Consider the following 18,700-nt stretch of genomic DNA (forward strand, 5'->3'; position numbering starts at 1 on the left):
ATTTCCTCCTAGTTTCACAGTAGAATAATTGCAGATTGATTAATTTGGATAGTCGTAAATCGTTACACCTTTGACAACTCGACTAATTGCGCCATCTGGACTTGGATTATCCGGTGTAATCCCTAATTTAATCGATTTTTTCAACGCCAATGCTTGCGCAAAAATCACATATAAGACAGCCAGGTTAAAGTCATTACCAAGTGTTTCTGTTCCTGCATTCACCGTGACGACCCAATCCGCCAACTTCTCAACTTCTTCATCTTTTTTTTCTGTTAGTGCGACAATTTTCATACCCGATTTCGCTGCTGCTAATTCGCGTAAAATATCCAAGTCATACTTTCTAGTGTAAGGATTTTGCGACATAAATAGCGCTACCACTGATTTGTCATTCAAAATCGACTTAGGACCATGACGAAAACCAAGTGACGATTCATGAATCGCAACAACTTGCCCACCCGATAGTTCAAGCATTTTCAAAGCTGCTTCATGTGACAGTTGAGCAAGTGGACCTGAACCTAAATAGACAATTCGTTCGAATTCAAATCCAAGTACTGCATCAACCGAGTCACCAAGCTTGTCAATTAATGTCTGTGCACAATCAATCACTTGTTGGGCAACTGCTGGTGTGAAAACTTCTTCCGTAAATAACGCATAAGCAGCGATTATCATGCTTGTAAAACTGCTCGTCATCGCTAACGATTGGTCATTCGATTTTTCTGGCATAAGCAATGTCATACAATTAGCATCACCTTGAATATTTTTTGCTAATTGTCCGTCCTTATTACAAGTAATAACTACTTGATAAAAGTCCTTCACAATCTGCTGTCCTAATGAAACGGTCGCAACACTTTCTGGACTGTTGCCAGAGCGTGCAAATGATACTAGGATTGTCGGTGTATCCTTATATAAGTAAGCCGTTGGATTTGAAACAATATCCGTTGTTGGAATAGATTCAAACTGAACATTCTTTCGATTATGTCTATATAATTCTGGAACTAATGTATCGCCCACAAATGCAGATGTACCCGCACCTGTTAAGATAATACGCACATGATCATGCTTATTGTAAATAGAAGCTAGAAATTCTTTATATGTAGCTTGTTGTTCCAAAAAGTCCTTCATCAATTCCTGCCATACTACTGGTTGGTGATGTATCTCCCTCGTCGTATGTTCCGCATTATTGTCGATAATTTGTTCTGGTGTTAGATTAAACAATTTTACGCCTCCGTTTTTTAAAAAATTCTAATAGCGCCTGGTCATGTTGTCATAACCACTTATTTTTTTAAGAAACTCCAATTGGATATTTCGTACCTAGCATCTAGCTCAATTCATCGCATTTAATAGAGACACTTGCCTTCATTGCTACACCAAAAAGGCCTGATTTTCCCTTCAATGTACTTAGCTCGATTCTAGTGGGCCAATTTTTCTGAAGTGGATGCTTGCACAATAATTGATAATGATCTTTGATAAGCTTAAAGAAACTTTCCTGATTATTAATGACCCCGCCTCCCAAGACAATCCTGTCTGGATCAAGAACGGCTGTCACATTAAAAATAGCAACGGCTAGTTGATAGGCTCTATCTTGAAAAAAAGAATCTAAATCCTTGTCGCCTTGCTCCCAACGTCTAAAAGCATCTGCTAACGTACTGTTGGGATCACCTAACTTCAGTGCTCTTTCCATTGCAGAGCCAGAAGCATAGTTTTCTAGTACTTGACCTTCATGAACAGGGAAAAAGCCAATTTCACCCGCAAGTCCTAATCCTCGTAAGGGCTTTCCCTGATGAATAATGCTCGCGCAAATGCCAGTACTCACAGTGATATAGACAAATAGTTCATCTGTTAAGTTCCTAACTGACCATTCTCCCAATGCCGCCGCTACGACATCATGTTCAAAAGCTAACTGGTAGGTTGGAAATTCCTTTGCTAATCTATCACCCACCGGAAAGTTCTCCCAAGGCAAATTATTTTGATAGATAGCCAAACCCTTCTCTGTATCTAATTGCCCTGGTATTGTAAGCCCTATGCCGGTAATTTGTTCTTTCGATAAATTTGCTTGGTCAATCGCCTCATGAATACTATCCAATAATGACACATACATATTGTCGGCACTTGACGTATCACTTTTTTTCTTGATCTCAGACATCCAAACATTTTCTTTGTTTAGCACGCCTGCAGCTATTTTCGTTCCACCAATATCTACCGCTACAATATATTCCACTTCTTCAACTCCTTAGAGATTAAATCAGTTCTGTGTAAAATTTACAACGGTCACCACGCACAATGGACTTACAAAATTCTACTGGCACCTTCGATGGATCATAAGCAACCCGTTCGAGTAATAACGCAGGTGAGCCTGGCTTTACTTCTAAATACGTAGCTTCTTCACTTATTAATATCGGTTCAAACGTTTCCTTGGCTGAATTTACAATAATATCGAATTCATTTCTCAAAATATCATATAAAGGGATTTCACCAACTAATGACAACTTTTCAATATCTCTAATACACTTTTTAGGGAAATAAGAAGACTCCAATATAATTGGCTCGTCCTTTACACAGCGTAGCCTTTGTAGCATAATCACTTCTTCACCTTTACTAATTTGAAGTGCTTTCGCTACCTTATGTGTCGCCTTTTCTACCTTTATATTCAAAATAATATCTTTCGGCTTCAATCCCTTGTCTTTTAAAACCTGACTAAAGCTATAAAAAGCCGATAATGATTGTTCAATTTTCGGATAACTTAAGAAAGTCCCTTTGCCTTGAATGCGATACAGGACGCCATCCTGTACTAAATCTTCAATCGCCTTTTTCGATGTATTGCGACTCACGTTAAATTGCTCGGACAATTGTTGCTCAGAATAAATCTTGTCTCCTGGACTCCAAACGCCTCTATCAATATTTTCAATAATAATATCCTTCAGTTGTTGATACAATGGCACAAAGCTAGTCGTATCTAACTTCTCCATATCCTTCTCCACCTTATAATTATTTTCCGCTTCCGGCAGTCATTCCTTCTATAATTCTATCAGAAAGCCATAAAAAGAAAATCAGAATAGGGAATATAATAATAACAACCCCGGCGAACAAGCTAACCCAATCCGAATTGTATTGCATGGATTGATAGAACTGATATAAACCAACCGATAATGTATATTGATCATTGACATTTATATAAGCTTTGGCTAATAAAAACTCATTCCACAAGGATACGGCATTTAAAATGGTCACAGTTATTAACCCTGGGCGTGCCATAGGCAACATGACTTTCCAAAATACTGTGTTTGCAGTAGCCCCGTCAATGGCAGCAGCTTCCTCAACCTCAGCAGGAAGCGTTTGGAAAAATCCTGTCAAAATAAAAATTGTAAATGGTAGTGACAATGCTACATATACAATAATAAGTCCCAAATGCGAATTGATTAACCCTGTTTTTAACAAAAGTAAATAAATAGGAATTAATACCGCTTGATACGGAATCCCAATCCCGATAACAAAAAGTAATGTTAAAGGCTCTTTCCAAAAGAATTTAAACCTTGAGAGTACGTAAGCTGCCGGTGCACTTACTAAAACAATGCCTAGTACACTGACTGTCACAACGATGACACTGTTAAAGAAATATGATGCTAAATCAGATTGCACCCATGCCGTATAGTAGTTGCCCCACTGCAATGTTTCTGGTAATTTCCAAAAACCATCAAATAGTTCTTGGTTCGTTTTTAGCGAGGCTAGTACTATCCAACCTAGAACAAATAAAATAAAGATAACCCAAATATATAAGAGGGCTTTACCGATAACTAGTAAAATACTTCGATCATTTGTTTTCACTTTATTCAACCTCTCTTTTTATTGACGAGTACAGGTTACAGTTCATATACTTCACGTTTAAACAACTTTCTTCCCGTGATAACAAAGATCAAAACAACTACAACCATTGATAAAGCAACTGCACTCGAATAGCCTAGCTGGTAAATAGGTGTCCGCTGTCCAAATCCTAATATGTATTGATACATTGCTGTATTCCACATACGTGAAGGGGGTTCAGGCCCACCAAAGGCAAACAGGAAATCGAATAAACGAATAGCATTTATGCCCCATAATATAACCGCAATCGAAAAGACATCCCAGATTAGAGGAAGCGTCACTTTCGTGAAAATCTTAAATGTTGAAGCACCTTCAATTCTTGCTGCCTCAAAATACGTATTTGGAATTTTATCAACTCCACCTAATAAGATGATTGCGTAAAATCCTGTGCTATACCAAACAATTGAAATAACTGCCGACATCATAATATTATCTGGACTTGTCCAGTTGACTGGGTCGATTCCAACTATTTTTAATACCGAGTTAAAAAATCCAATATCGTAGCGGTATAGGTAGTTCCATACAATCGCTAACGCAATTGGGGCGATAATATTTGGGAAGAAGATAATTGCACGCACAGCCTTTTTCGCCGTTACTCCTTGACTCATTAAGGAAGTAAATAGTAAGGCGATAAAAAAGACAAAGATTCCGCCAACAAGTAGTATGAGCATCATGTTTTTAAATGACTGCCAGTAGATTGGATCCTCAAAAATATTTAAGTAATTTTTAAGTCCAACAAAGTCCATATCCTTAGTAAACCCACTCCAATCGTGAAAGCTTATCCAAAGACCATAGAGTGCAGGGCCGATAAAGAAAATAAGATATAAGGCCATAGCTGGAATTAAATATGGAATAATCAGTTTCTTTTTCTCGTTATTCACTACTTTCCCTCCTATATTTCCCCGGTAGATTAATAAGAGAAAACAGGGGGAATTCCCCTGTTTTTTCTCCATTTATTGCTTAGACCAATACTTTTCTGTTTGGTCTTTAAGTTCTTGAACAAACTCTTCAGCCTTCATTTGGCCAAATATCAGCTTATCATCCAATGGAAGGAATACAGTTTTCCACCATTCTGGGTATTCTGCTTGTAAACCATCATATTCCGGATGATACGAGGAAGCGTTTACAATAGTTTCTCTGAAACTCGCTAATGCTTCTGGTGCTTCTAAATCTTTTCTTGTACTAATATTACCTGTATCCGTAACAATTCCTTCTTGATAGCCCTTCTGCATAGCAAATGCCAAGAAATCTTGTACAGCTTCAACATTCGCACCCTTTGGAGCTACCCAACCAATCAAATATAATTCCGCTTGGTCGTAGCTACCCTTAGAACCATCAATTTCCGGGAATGGGAACGCACTATATGCAAAATCATCTGACGTGTATTGCTTCGTTTCACTAGACAACCAGCTTCCATTTAAAATCATAGCAGCATCGCCTTTTGCCCACGATGTTTGTGCTGCTGGATACTGACTGCCTTCATATCCTGCTGCAAAATAATCTTTATCTACTAATTCCTGTAGCTTTTGAGCTGCCTCTAAATAACCAGGCTGTAACCATGTTTCACCCGTTTTGTCCCCAGCAGCTTCCAACAAAGCACCTGGTCCCAAAATCCGTTCTACTAACCAGTAATAGTAGTAAGCATTATAAAAATCGATATTACCATCTTGTGCAAATGGAGCAATGCCCTTACTCTTCATTTTTTCACTCACAGCAAGGAATTCATCCCATGTTTTTGGTGGTTCAATTCCATTTTCTTCAAACAAGTTTTTATTATAATGGAAGCCCGAACTAATGATTTCATATGGTATGAAATATGTCTTGCCTTCTTGCTCATAAAACGAAACTACATCATCAATAAATACTTCTTTAAAAACAGTTCCTTCATTTGGAATTTTCATAGAAAGCAAATTATCCAATGGTTCCGCTAGATCGCTTTTTAAAAGAGTTCCTGCCACTTCCGCACCTGACTGTTCTGTAAGGTCTGGAGCATCGCCGCCTAATGCTGCATTTCTAACATCAGACATAACTTGTCTACCCATCCACTGTACATCGATATCCACATTTTTATTTTCTTTTTCATAAGCATCAATAATTCCTTGTAAAACAACTTGCTGTGGCTCCCCTGTGTTCCACATTGACCAATATTTAATTGTGACTTTTTCGTCCTTGCCACCTGAAGAAGATTCCTCATTACTGCATCCTGCCAATAGTAATATTCCAATTAACATGAATATACCTAATATCTTGATTTTTTTACTCATACCATTCACCCCTTTTGAATTATCTTCTTCGAATTACTGAGTAGTATATCTCTCAAACTTCCATAGCCAAACGACGAAGTTACCTTGCATCTCTCTTCATCACTCATTTCAAAAAGATAGATTTCAACCCCTTTCGCGATCAAACACTGCAGGTATTCAGAAGTTTCTGACTATAAAAATAGTATACAATTGATAGGTTGATGGGTCAACCCTGCAACCAAAAAAATGAAATATTACTATATCAAGGTGCTTTTTCAGTATTTGTCCTTAACAAAATGAATGAAATAAAAGGCTTTAGTCAAAAATAAGGGCAAGGTACAATCAGGGGATATGAACAGGAGTATAAAAAGTGGTGTAATATTGTTTGGTTATGTTATGAAAACCAGTTGCATAAAAAAACTCTATGGAAGCTTATTTATCAAGCTTTCATAGAGTTTGTTCTTTAATTTGTACATACTTCCTTTACTTTCTCACACTTTGACGGATAATAAGCTTGGTCGAGATAACTATTTTGCTGAATTGGCTCGTTATTTATGTATAAATCTTTCCCTTGCACTGTTAAATTCGGCACTGCTCGTAACACCTTTCTTATTTCCTTTTAAAGAACTTCATTCGAAAAATTAGCGATTTGAATTACTTTACCATTCTGGCGTCTTGAAGCTTCAGCAGCAAATGCCAGTAAATGACTCTCAAGTGATACTGCAGCAGATGATCTGCTTTCATCTCCTGGATAGTTTCGTACTTCTTGCAAAAAGTCTCTGACGATCGCTTCATCTCCACCACCGTGACCGCTTTTCGGTTTACTTAAGTAGGTAATCGTTTCATGTTTTGTTAAAAAGTCGAAAACGGAAATAGTATCTTCATCCATTTTCCCTCTAATTTCACCTTTTGTTCCCATGATTTGTACAATACGTGTTTGCTCCCGAGTGAATCCACACATACTAAATGTTGCAGTAGCACCGTTTTCGAATTCTAAATTCACTACTTGGTGATCGACAACATTATTATCTGAACGATAAACACATTTTCCATAAGGAGTAGTATTTAGCGCGTGAATGATACCTTTACGTGAATGATCCATTGTGAACTTCTTCGCCCATCCTTTGCCTTCCCCTAAATAATATTTTCCTGCATGAAATGCGCAATCATTTTCGATAGGACATCCATCCAAGCAGCGTAAAGGCCCATCTTTCGGTGCATTTGCCTCTTTAAAATGCATTAAAGATCCAAAAGAGCTAACTTGCTTACATTTTTGATCCATCAAATACATTAATATATCCATATCATGGCATGACTTTTGCAAAATCATTGGACTAGATACATCGCTATTATTCCAATTTCCTCGGACAAAACTGTGTGACATATGCATTACTTCCACATTTTCATTCAGTTGAATAGAGACAATATCTCCAATTTTCCCTTCCTTAATAATGGTTTTAATGTTTTGCCAAAATGGTGTATATCTAAGTACATGACAAATTGTCAGCAGTTTATTGTGCTTTTTCGCAATTTCCACCATCGAAATACACTCTTTTGGATCAGGTGACATTGGTTTTTCCAGTAAAACATGATAGCCTTTTTCAATTGCTTTAATCGTTGGCTCATAATGCTCTCGATCTAAAGTACAAATAAACGCTACTTCTGCCTCAATATCATCTTGTAACATTTCTTGCCAGGATTCATAACATTGTTCCTCCGAAAGAGCATATGATTTCGCAAATGCTTCTCTTCTTTCGCTATTTAACTCTGCAATAGCAACAAATTCTAATTCGTGTGGGTAGTCACTTGCATATGGTGCGTACGCCTTAGCACCTCTATCACCTGCACCGATCAAGATAGCTTTTGTTTTTTTCAATATTTTTTCCTCCTTTTATCTTCTAGTAACCAATTATTTTTTAATTCTCAACAAAGCAACTTTTCGGTATCCATCCAACTTCCCCATTCTCTCTCTTTACAAGAGCATATCCATCACAATGATTGTCAATAATCCGTACTTTTTCACCCTGTGTGACAGATGAAAAAGTTGTACTTAGATCTGTCTTGCACTGCATTGACTCTTCAGCAGCCATTAAATACTCATTTTTAATCCATTGCTCTATTCCTAAGTTACTATTTTTACAAAGTGTAAAATACTCCTCTCTCTTAATTGTTTGCATATCGTAATTTGGATATGTCACAGTTCCAACGCGTTTCGTAAGATCGTTATGCTCTATTTGCACAATCATTTCATGCGTCAACTCATCTACATATGTATAAGAATAGTTGTTACTTTCGATAATTAAAGCATTTAATTGTCCATCTTTTTTTATTTGATTTCCACCGTCTAAAGCAATTATTTTTTTATCGAAATCAATGACAGGATTATGTGAACTTATATGCGCTGCTCGATAATTAACGGCAGGCCAGTGTCCTACGATAACGATTTTATTAGCTAAATGGGCTTTCTCATAAAATGCCTCAGTATGTAAAGCAAAGCTTTCTTCTGTTTCATGCCATTCTTCTATGTTTTCAATGCCCGCATGAATGATAATAAAATCATCTGTTTCATATGCAATTGGCAGTGATTCAATCCATTCCAATTCCTCATGAAAATATTGTCGGTAAAAATCACCTAACTCTTTTAGAGAGTTGAAATCATCTACTATTTTATCGTACTTTGCTAGCATTTCATGTAAAACGGAATTCCTTTGTCTGTTCATGTAAGGTATAATTCCTTTACTTTCATTAAAAACAGAGCGGTGGAGAATGTCACAATTTCCTTTCGTTACGAAAACTTGATTGGATTGTTCTGATAACTCTTTTACAAACTCGACTACTTCTAAACTTTTTGGACCTTTTTCACAAAGATCTCCATTAATGAACAAATAATCTTCTGTTGTATAATGCAATTTGCTTAATATCTTTACAAATAGATTCAGGTTCGCATGTATGTCTGAAACAACAATAATTCGTTTGGATTTATCTAGTTCTAGTCGTCTTATATCAATCATTAACTCATCTCCAGAATATTAGGTTAATTTACTTTAAATGTTCTCTAGGTTATCTCGCAACTTACCCTAAATATACCATTTCCAAAGAACAATGGTAATCATTTCTTGCCTTAATAATTCATCCTGACTAATAATTTGCATAAAAAACCGTAAACAACTCACATTGATATGAGTGTTTACGGTTTGTATTATGCTAAACGCTTTTTAGCTTCTTCTATTTGAATTGCTACTTGATCGAAGCCAGTTCCGCCAAGAGAATTTCTTCTTCCTACAGCAGCTAGTGGTGATAATACATCGTAAATATCAGACTGGATTAGGTTACTTGCTTCTTGTAGATCTACTAGTGGTAGGTCTAATAAGAAATAGCCACGTTGGATGCATAAGAATACTAGTTTCCCAGTCACTTCATGTGCTTCGCGGAATGGAAGTCCTTTTGCTGCAAGATAGTCTGCTAATTCGGTTGCATTAGAAAAGTCTTTGTGCACTGTATCGTGTAAACGCTCTGTATGAACAGTCATTGTGCGAACCATGCCCTCAAATATTTTCAGTGAACCAACGATTGTATGAACAGTATCGAACATACCTTCTTTGTCCTCTTGCATGTCTTTGTTGTAAGCAAGTGGCAATCCTTTAATGACAGTTAGTAGGCCCATTAGATTTCCATACACACGACCTGTTTTTCCGCGAATTAACTCGGCCATATCTGGGTTTTTCTTTTGTGGCATAATACTGGAGCCTGTAGAGAAAGAATCATCTAGTTCAATAAAGTTAAATTCAGAGCTTGACCATAAAATGATTTCTTCTGCAAATCGGGATAAATGCGCCATTAACATTGAAGAATTACTTAAAAATTCTACGATGAAATCGCGATCACTTACTGCGTCCATACTGTTTGCATAGACATTCGCAAAACCAAGATACTCGGCAGAAAGCTTACGATCGATAGGGAAAGTAGTTCCTGCTAGGGCACCTGCTCCTAGTGGTGAGATATCAATACGCTTAATCGAATCCGTAAAACGCTCTTTATCTCGCTCTAACATCCAAAAATACGCCATTAAATGATGGGCAAACGAAATTGGTTGCGCACGTTGTAAATGTGTATAGCCAGGTGCAAGTGTTTCCACATGGGTTTCTGCTTGAGCTACTAGTGTTTGTTGGAAAAGCTCGATTAACTCAATGATTTCCCCTACTCTATTTTTTAAGAATAGATGCATATCCGTTGCTACTTGATCGTTACGGCTGCGACCAGTGTGCAATTTTCCACCGACAGGTCCGATTAAATCGATGAGCATTTTTTCTAAGTTTAGATGAATATCTTCATTCGCAACTAAAAACTCTAATGCATTGTCTGCAGCTAGTTTCTTTAATTGTTCTAAACCGCCAAGAATTTGCTGCACATCTTCCTGGGGCAAAATACTACATGCCCCAAGCATCTTCACATGTGCTGCACTACCATCTAAATCTTCCATTACTAGTGTTTGATCGAAACTTATAGAAGCTCCAAATTCATCTACCCATTGTTCGGCAGATTTTTGGAATCTTCCTCCCCAAAGTTTAGTCATGCTTTCACCTTCTCTGCTCCCTTGTTCACCATTGCGTGAACTTTTGTTGGAAGACCCCAAAGCTCGATAAACCCAACAGCTGAAGCATGGTTAAATTCATCCTCTTTTGTATAAGTAGCAAGTTTTTCATCATATAGAGAGTTCGGAGATTTACGTCCTTCAACAATTGCATGGCCTTTGAATAGTTTCACACGAACTGTACCATTTACATATACTTGTGTTTCTTTTAAGAATCCTTCTAAAGCAGTTCTAAGTGGAGAGAACCAAAGTCCTTCGTAAATAAGCTCTGTTAATTTTTTCTCAATAACTGGTTTAAAGTGAGCTACTTCTTTTACTAATGTAATATCTTCTAATTCTTTATGTGCTTTGATTAATGTAAATGCACCTGGGATTTCGTAAACTTCACGTGATTTAATACCAACAAGACGGTTTTCCACGTGATCGACACGTCCAACTCCGTGCTTACCTGCTAGATCATTCATTTTTAAGATTAATTCATACAATTTATATTCCACACCATTAAGTGCAACTGGAACACCATTTTTAAACTCGATTTCAACGATATCTGCTGTATCAGGTGCATCTTCTATTGCAACAGTTAATTCATATGCTTCTTCTGGTGGAGCTGCCCACGGATCTTCTAAAATACCACATTCGTTTGCGCGGCCCCATAGATTTGCGTCAATAGAGAACGGGCTGTCTAAGTTAATCGGAATTGGAATATTTTTTTCTTTCGCGTAAGCAATTTCTTCCTCACGACTCCAGCTCCATTCACGAACTGGTGCAATTACCTCTAGACTTGGATTTAAAGCTTTAATAGAAACTTCGAAACGAACTTGATCATTTCCTTTACCTGTACAACCATGTGCAACAGCAGTTGCTCCTGTTTGTTCAGCAATTTCTACTAGTTTTTTAGAAATTAAAGGACGTGATAATGCAGAAGCTAAAGGATATTTGTTTTCATACCAAGTATGTGCTTGAAGTGAAATTAATGCATAATCATTCGCAAATTCTTCTCTTGCATCGATCATATAGCTTTCAATAGCTCCAACTTCAAGCGCTTTGTTTTTTACGAATTCTAGATCCTTACCTTCACCTACGTCTAAACAAACCGCTACAACATCATATCCTTCGTCTTTCAACCATGTAATGGCAACGGATGTATCTAGTCCACCTGAATATGCTAAAACGACTTTTTTATTCATCTTATATTCCTCCAATGTATTTATATACGTTTTATTAGTATTAATATACATAATGTATCATGGAAAATGTATAAATACAACTAATAATTTATTAAATATACAAATATATTGAAAAAGAATGACTAGCTTTGAATTTCGTTATTTTTTTCAAGAGAATCTTCTTCAGTCTGAGCTTCTTCGATTTCCTTTTCTTCTATATGAATATCCTCAGTTCACTATTGTTGATTGATATATCAAAAAACGTAATACTATTAAAAAAGGAGTGTTGAAGAAGTGTCTCATTTATTCTCGCCATTAAATATAAAAGGTTTAACATTAAAAAATCGAACAGTAATGGCACCGATGTGTCAGTATTCCGTTCAATCAAAGGATGGAAAGCCAAATGACTGGCATTTTGTTCACTATGTATCACGTGCAGTTGGTGGAACAGGATTAATCATCGTCGAAATGACGGATGTGGAACCAGATGGGCGAATCACAGATTACGATTTAGGTTTATGGTCCGATGAACATATTCCTGCATACGAAAGAATTGTAAAAGAGGTACATAAATATGAAGTCAAAATTGGGGTTCAAATTGCACATGCAGGTAGAAAAGCGCAAGATGCTATTCAACCAGTGGGTCCCTCCAACATTCCAGTGGAATCGAATGGCAAATGGAAAGAGCCAAGACCGTTAACAATAGATGAAATTAAAGAAATGATCAATAAATATAAAGACGCTGCAAGGAGAGCAGTTACAGCTGGATTCGATACAATTGAGCTTCACGGAGCACATGGCTATTTAATTCACCAATTCCACTCGCCTGCGATTAATAACAGAACGGATGAATACGGACAGGACTTGTCGAAGTTTGGAGTAGAAGTCATCCAAGCAGTACGTAGCGTTATGCCAGAAGAAATGCCCCTATTGCTCCGCATATCAGCAGTAGAGTATATAGACAATGGCTACGACCTCGAGCATTCTATAGAAATTGCGAAAAAATATAAAGAAGCTGGTGTGGATGTGTTCCATGTATCGAGTGGTGGAGAGGCAACTCCAGGTAAAGTAAAACCTGCAAACACCCCTGGGTACCAAGTTCCATTTGCTCGTGCATACAAACAAGCACTAAATGTACCTATTATCGCAGTTGGAATACTAGAAAATCCGGATCTTGCAGAAAAAGTCATTGTCGAAGGAGATGCAGAACTAGTCGCAGTAGGGCGTGGCATGTTAAAAGATCCATATTGGGCACTTCATGCAGAAATAGCCATCACAGGCAAAGCAATACCTCCTACTCCTTATAAGAGAGGGTATTAATTAACGTCAAATGGTTTATAGCTTGTGAAAAAAATTAGAATTGTATTAGTAACAGAAGAAAAAACGTATATTCCAAAAGGTAAACCACCCAATTGCTTCCTAGGCTTATGGGAGGTTTACCTTTTTTCGAAGCGGACCATTTAATCCCACTATAGACTTCCCTTTGATTGATCAATAACTTTAGATTATTTTTTCGTATTAGTTATCCGCATTAATTTGATAATCGGGTTTATTCTAATTTATCCTTAGAGTTAATAATGGATCAATAGTTAATGCTTCGACACTGTTTAGAAAAAGACCTACTTTCCTAAAGTATTACCCCTGCCTATAATCCTATACATAAATTAATAGAAAATAACCATATAAAATAGTTAGATGATTTTAATTAATTATTTTATTCCAAAACTTACCTGGTTACAAAGCATCATACTTAAGTTTATAGTTAATTTGGAAATAAAAATGGAAAAAGGAGAGTTAAAATGGCAAATAATACTAAAATCGCAGAAATAAAAGTGGAAGTTATCGTAACGGAAAATAATATTGAAAGCATCATGAACGCTGCCATAGAAGGAGGAATAGGTTATTGGGCACACCTAATTAAAACTGGGGAAAAGTGGGATTTGAAAACTAAAGGTCTATATACATATGAATGGGCAACTAACTTGTTAATAAATGGGGAAACAATCGAATTTGTTGACCGAGAAAATGAAGAAAAATGTTGGTCTTTAAATTTGGAAAAATTACTTAAGGGAATTGAATTAAACTATAAAAATAGACCGCATGATACTAATATAGAAAATGCAAGTGAAACTACTGGAGACAGTATCATTCAATACGCATTATTTGAAAGAATTGTATACAGCTAATTAAGTTTCCATCTAATAGAAATACAAAAAGCCCAGACATAGTTGGGCTTTTTGGGATAATATTTCATTTCAAAAATCTAAATTAGCCTTTAATAAAACAACTTTCCAGGCTTTGTAGAATTCTTCCACGGTAGAATACCTGCACCTTTTATCCTCTTCAACAGCCTTCACTGCTATTTCATACAGTTCTTGTCCTGCATCCCACTTTATAAAGGAACGGTCCAGCTCTCCACCTAACAGTCCAAATGCAATCGCACCCATGTTAAAGACATTTGTTCTTTCATCTATTACAGCACCAAGCATAAATTCTTCTGGTGACATAAATCTGGAGGAACCCCAAAGTCTTCCCATAAAATTAATGAATGGCCTTTTCATATATAAATCAATATCACAAATCTTTGTCATGTTATTTTTAAAGTCATATAAAATACTACCATCATAAAAATCAACAGCTACGTAGTTGTTCTTCTCAACATTTACATGGAATTCAAAGATACTATTTAATGATTTTATACGATATTCAATAGGCAGCTTCTTAAACCGATAAAATGGGGATTCTGGGTGATTATATTTCTGTGGTGGAGGGAAAGACCAGTGGGGGTGTAGACATTCCCCATCAAACCAGTCAAACACTAATGCATACCCTTTTTCAACCTCAAAGTATTCTACTAAATTTACTAAATGAGGATGATTCAGATCTTCATAAAGAGAAGTACAACTTTTTAATCTAGCGATAGCATCTTCTGGATAGCCAGAATACCTTAAAGTCTTTGCTCCTGCATACTTTACAAACCTTTTCAATCCATCTATTTCAATACCAAAACTAACATTCCCAGAATCTTGTTCGTCAAACACACAAAATACTTGACCTAATCTTGTAAGCCACTCAAAATCATGTAGCTCTTTTAATTGAAACGATACTTTACCTAAAGTAATTGTTGGGAAATGATTCATATAATACCTCCAAATATACATTTGTATTCTAACTTTAACTATTTATTAGGAATTACATTTCATAGATGCCACGATAGGTATAGACGAAAATAATCGTTAATCGAAGAAACCATTAACTTTATGAGGCTTTTAAAAATCGTAATACAATACTAACAAACTTGTCAGTTTCCTCTAACTCCGGAAAATGAGCGCTACTGTTAAACAAGTTCCATTCACTGTTTACAAGGTTTCTATAAATAATTGTTGATATGGGAATCCCAGTATTCCTATCATGAACTCCAGTAATCACTAATGTCTGTTGGGTAATTTCTTGAAGACGCTCATATAATGGTACCTCTACTGGATTTTCCTGCAATGCAGCCAACATAAGACCGGTGTTATGCAAATTGCTATCCTTTACTAATCGACGGTACTTTTTAGCATTACCTTGATTCAAAAAAAATAAGCGATCCACTGTTTCATTATCAACAATTCCCCATATTTGATTATATTTATCTTCAATTGAAGTATCTTTTTGAAGTATTTCTTCCATTTTATTTACCAAAGGAAGATTTGCGACGGAAACGAAACCAGCTATTTGAATCATATATTGCGTCTTTAATGCCATTAAGCTTGGCCCAGATAAAATAATTTTGTTAATAATAGTTGGAAGAGCATATGTAAATTCAAGAGCAAGCTCCCCTCCAAATGAGTAGCCTAATAAATCGATTTTTTTCACATCTATCCACTCAATTATTTTCTTGAAGTCATCAACTAATTCATTAATAGAATAAGCTTTATCAGAAAGTGGTTTTTCACTCCTACCACAACCACGCTGCTAGTAATATATGACGGTTCTTTCTTGAGAAAGAACAGGACCGGCAGTTCTTTCAAATGTATATAGGTTTCCTCCTGGACCCCCATGAATAATAAATAAAGGGATCGTACTATGTTCTTTTCCCTCCACTTTTATCCAGTGTTTTATTCCATTAATATCTACTAGGTACTCACCATTTTCAATTTTCATATATACCTCTCTTTAAGTCATTTCTGAATTCTGATTAATCATTTATCCAATAGTAATAATTTCATCCTTATAAGATTCTATATCGATTAAGGATTTCCCTTTATTGAATAAAAGCAGTAGCAGGGCGAATTACCCTGTTGCCTAATTTACAGTGCCTTGATATAAAGCATCCTTGGAAATGACTAAGTTTACTACCGCATTACAAGGTTTAAGAGAAAAATTAGAATGAAAACTACTAGTATTCTGTTATAGTAAGAAACTTTCGAAGAAATTGCGTCGTGCTAAATTCTCTTAAATTAAATACTGCAAATAGTTCCAACAAAAATACTAATTTCTAGTTTTTCAGTGCCCTCAATTCAAAATGGAGCGCTTTTCAAATGGCGTTAGTATCGAGAATCGTACAGCCTTCACCTCAGTAGCATTCAACTTCAGTAATATTCTAATTTAATAGATAATTCGCACTAATAAAAAGGAAATTTTTCATCTAATAGCGAATTAATTAGTTATACCTTTTATATATTAATAGCAAGACAAAACGAAACTGAGGAGAATAGTATGAACATTTTGGTCAATTATTCAGGAGATTATCTACAACTTCTTACACCTGAGTTGGAAAATAAACTACAAGCCATCCATCTTGGAATTCATACAAAATCTGCTGAAGGTGCAGATTATTTAGGTTGGGCAGAGTGGCCGGGTTCTATTAGTCCAGCGTTTCTACAGGATATCAAAGAAACTGCAGAACGCATTCGCTCTACTTCTGATGTTTTAGTTGTCATTGGTATTGGAGGGTCATATTTAGGGTCAAAAGCGGTAATCGAGGCATTATCTACACCGTTCCAGAATTCAAATGACTTAGAAGTAATTTTTGCAGGTCATTTAGTAAGTGGGGAATATTTAAAACAGCTGATGGCATATTTAGACAATAAAGAAGTTACCTTGAATATTATTTCAAAATCTGGAACAACGACAGAGCCAGCCATTGCATTCCGGTTTTTACAGCAATACATGGAGAAAAGATATGGCAATCAAGCTGCATCCCGAATACTAGTCACTACGGATGAAGAGAAAGGTGCCTTGCGGACATTAGCAATAGAAAAAGGCTATAGGCGCTATGTCATCCCCGGTAACATTGGAGGAAGATATTCTGTCTTCACTGCAGTCGGTTTATTGCCTATTGCAGCAGCAGGTCATGATATCGAAAAACTAATAAATGGTGCAAGAGAAGCAGAGAAGGAATTTGGAGTATTTGATACAAATTCAAATCCTGCCATTCAATATGCAGTCATCCGCAATTATTTATATGATGCGGGTTACCCAGTCGAAATCATGGCAACGTTTGATGAAAAGTTGATTTATGTCCAGGAATGGTTGAAGCAATTATTTGGAGAAAGTGAAGGAAAAGACGGGAAAGGAATTTTCCCTACATCTGTCCTTTATTCAACCGACCTGCATTCCTTAGGCCAATACATTCAGGATGGAAAACGCATGTTATTTGAATCGTTTTTAATGGTGGAAAAGCCTGCAGGTGATTTGACAGTTTTTGAAGCAGAAAATGACGGAGATGAATTGAACTATTTGAGTGGCCTTACACTGCATGAATTTAACTTGGCATGTCATGAAGCAACCAAAACGGCACATCTTGCTGGAGGCGTGCCACAAATATCACTCACATTCGAACAACTAGATGAACAACATTTAGGCCACCTCTTATACTTCTATATGATGGCTTGTGCATACAGTGCATACTTACTAGACATCAATCCGTTCGATCAACCAGGAGTAGAAGATTACAAATCAAACATCTTTAAGATTCTAAATAAACCGGGATATATCCTATTGTAGAGAAGATACCACTTAAAGTCATCCGATTATCACTGCTAATCACCCGATTTTATGATTGAACTTTTCGATTAGTATATTTTATATTTAATATGAATCAATTTCATAATTCTAATTTACATGAAAAAACACGAACGATGCTAAAGGAATATATATTTTACATGGAATAAAGTATAGTTGGTATCCGCTAAAGGCGGACGCTTTCCGCGGGGTGAGCGATAAGCCATCACCAGGAGGTGAGTAGTAAATTTGAAGGAAATGTTAGAAAAAAGATTAGCTTATTTATATTCTGGGGAATTAGCTTCTATAATCGTTTTTGTCCTTGTTAGTTATCTATTAAATTATGCATTCCCTAATCTACAATTGTATTCTCTATATTCATTTTGGGTATCCTTTATCCTTTTAGAGTTTCTTTTATTACAAGGAACAATTTATTGGTATGCAAATCTTAAAAGACTAAGAAATGAGAAATCGGCTATAACTCCGATTAAGATTGTTCGACTGTTACATCGTTCAAAATCGCTTAATATAGTTATGATTATTACCGCAATTGTTGCATTTGCTTTTGATTTCATTAAATGGTATCCATCTTTTCCATTGGGTGGATTATCAATTGCATTCTTCATTTATATCTTTGCAATTTTAGAGTTTATTAACTACTTTTACATTCAACTCTCATACGATAATGTCTCTGACATTAAAAATTTGTTAAAAAGTAGAAAATTGAAGAAATCCTCTCTGAATAAAGATTTTAAAAGAATAAATAAATTGGAACTCTGAAAATTGAGTTCCAATTTATTTATACCATAAAATCAACAATGAATTTTAACAGAGCCAATAAAAAAAGACGTTTT

17 protein-coding genes and 1 pseudogene are annotated in these 18,700 nt (G+C 36.1%); 4 read left to right on the top strand and 14 right to left on the bottom strand.

The window, feature by feature from the left end:
• Nucleotides 1-39: 39 nt before the first annotated feature.
• The 11 genes from MHB48_RS10225 to MHB48_RS10275 form a co-directional block, all read right to left on the bottom strand.
• Nucleotides 40-1,215, bottom strand: coding sequence for an SIS domain-containing protein (locus MHB48_RS10225; protein ID WP_342597996.1), 1,176 nt, complete (start codon nt 1,213-1,215; stop codon nt 40-42).
• 103 nt (nt 1,216-1,318) lie between these two features.
• Nucleotides 1,319-2,218, bottom strand: a complete 900-nt coding sequence (locus MHB48_RS10230; RefSeq protein WP_342597997.1) for an ROK family protein — start codon at nt 2,216-2,218, stop codon at nt 1,319-1,321.
• A 19-nt stretch (nt 2,219-2,237) separates the two neighbouring features.
• A complete protein-coding gene (locus MHB48_RS10235; protein ID WP_342597998.1) occupies nt 2,238-2,966 on the bottom strand; it encodes a GntR family transcriptional regulator in 729 nt (242 codons plus the stop codon).
• Between the two features lie 19 nt (nt 2,967-2,985).
• Nucleotides 2,986-3,822, bottom strand: a complete 837-nt coding sequence (locus MHB48_RS10240) for a carbohydrate ABC transporter permease (RefSeq protein ID WP_342597999.1) — start codon at nt 3,820-3,822, stop codon at nt 2,986-2,988.
• A 35-nt stretch (nt 3,823-3,857) separates the two neighbouring features.
• On the bottom strand, nt 3,858-4,739 hold the full coding sequence (locus MHB48_RS10245) for a sugar ABC transporter permease (RefSeq protein ID WP_342598000.1): 882 nt from the start codon (nt 4,737-4,739) through the stop codon (nt 3,858-3,860).
• Between the two features lie 72 nt (nt 4,740-4,811).
• Nucleotides 4,812-6,122, bottom strand: a complete 1,311-nt coding sequence (locus MHB48_RS10250; protein ID WP_342598001.1) for an extracellular solute-binding protein — start codon at nt 6,120-6,122, stop codon at nt 4,812-4,814.
• A gap of 442 nt (nt 6,123-6,564) precedes the next feature.
• Nucleotides 6,565-6,693, bottom strand: a complete 129-nt coding sequence (locus MHB48_RS10255) for a hypothetical protein (protein WP_342598002.1) — start codon at nt 6,691-6,693, stop codon at nt 6,565-6,567.
• 27 nt (nt 6,694-6,720) lie between these two features.
• Nucleotides 6,721-7,977 (bottom strand): Gfo/Idh/MocA family oxidoreductase, encoded by a 1,257-nt coding sequence (locus tag MHB48_RS10260; RefSeq protein ID WP_342598003.1) that lies wholly within the window; start codon nt 7,975-7,977, stop codon nt 6,721-6,723.
• Between the two features lie 40 nt (nt 7,978-8,017).
• The gene (locus MHB48_RS10265; RefSeq protein ID WP_342598004.1) at nt 8,018-9,112 is read right to left on the bottom strand and encodes a metallophosphoesterase; all 1,095 of its coding nucleotides are present in this window, start codon (nt 9,110-9,112) and stop codon (nt 8,018-8,020) included.
• A 188-nt stretch (nt 9,113-9,300) separates the two neighbouring features.
• Nucleotides 9,301-10,674 (bottom strand): argininosuccinate lyase, encoded by a 1,374-nt coding sequence (argH, locus tag MHB48_RS10270; protein WP_342598005.1) that lies wholly within the window; start codon nt 10,672-10,674, stop codon nt 9,301-9,303.
• Nucleotides 10,671-11,879: an argininosuccinate synthase gene (locus tag MHB48_RS10275; RefSeq protein WP_342598006.1), complete on the bottom strand. Its 1,209-nt coding sequence runs from the start codon at nt 11,877-11,879 to the stop codon at nt 10,671-10,673. The genes argH and MHB48_RS10275 overlap by 4 nt, the downstream gene beginning before the upstream one ends.
• 273 nt (nt 11,880-12,152) lie before the next feature.
• On the opposite strand from MHB48_RS10275, the gene MHB48_RS10280 reads away from it, so the two are divergent.
• Both MHB48_RS10280 and MHB48_RS10285 read left to right on the top strand, forming a co-directional pair.
• Nucleotides 12,153-13,178: an NADH:flavin oxidoreductase/NADH oxidase gene (locus MHB48_RS10280; protein WP_342598007.1), complete on the top strand. Its 1,026-nt coding sequence runs from the start codon at nt 12,153-12,155 to the stop codon at nt 13,176-13,178.
• A gap of 479 nt (nt 13,179-13,657) precedes the next feature.
• On the top strand, nt 13,658-14,044 hold the full coding sequence (locus tag MHB48_RS10285; protein WP_342598008.1) for a hypothetical protein: 387 nt from the start codon (nt 13,658-13,660) through the stop codon (nt 14,042-14,044).
• A 69-nt stretch (nt 14,045-14,113) separates the two neighbouring features.
• Here MHB48_RS10285 and MHB48_RS10290 read toward each other — a convergent pair whose 3' ends face one another.
• The 3 genes and pseudogenes from MHB48_RS10290 to MHB48_RS10300 form a co-directional block, all read right to left on the bottom strand.
• Nucleotides 14,114-14,998, bottom strand: a complete 885-nt coding sequence (locus MHB48_RS10290) for a serine/threonine protein kinase (RefSeq protein WP_342598009.1) — start codon at nt 14,996-14,998, stop codon at nt 14,114-14,116.
• Nucleotides 14,999-15,116: 118 nt separating this feature from the next.
• Nucleotides 15,117-15,803: pseudogene (locus MHB48_RS10295) on the bottom strand (alpha/beta hydrolase); the annotation flags it as partial.
• A gap of 12 nt (nt 15,804-15,815) precedes the next feature.
• Complete coding sequence (locus MHB48_RS10300; protein WP_342598010.1) at nt 15,816-16,004, bottom strand: proline iminopeptidase; 189 nt, start codon at nt 16,002-16,004, stop codon at nt 15,816-15,818.
• 555 nt (nt 16,005-16,559) lie between these two features.
• Here MHB48_RS10300 and MHB48_RS10305 point away from each other — a divergent pair.
• Both MHB48_RS10305 and MHB48_RS10310 read left to right on the top strand, forming a co-directional pair.
• Nucleotides 16,560-17,849, top strand: a complete 1,290-nt coding sequence (locus MHB48_RS10305; RefSeq protein ID WP_342598011.1) for a glucose-6-phosphate isomerase — start codon at nt 16,560-16,562, stop codon at nt 17,847-17,849.
• Nucleotides 17,850-18,095: 246 nt separating this feature from the next.
• Entirely contained in the window at nt 18,096-18,626 is a 531-nt protein-coding gene (locus tag MHB48_RS10310; protein WP_342598012.1) for a general stress protein, read from the top strand.
• Nucleotides 18,627-18,700 lie beyond the last annotated feature (74 nt).

Origin of the sequence: Psychrobacillus sp. FSL H8-0483 (assembly GCF_038637725.1) — a bacterium.
Lineage (GTDB): Bacteria > Bacillota > Bacilli > Bacillales_A > Planococcaceae > Psychrobacillus.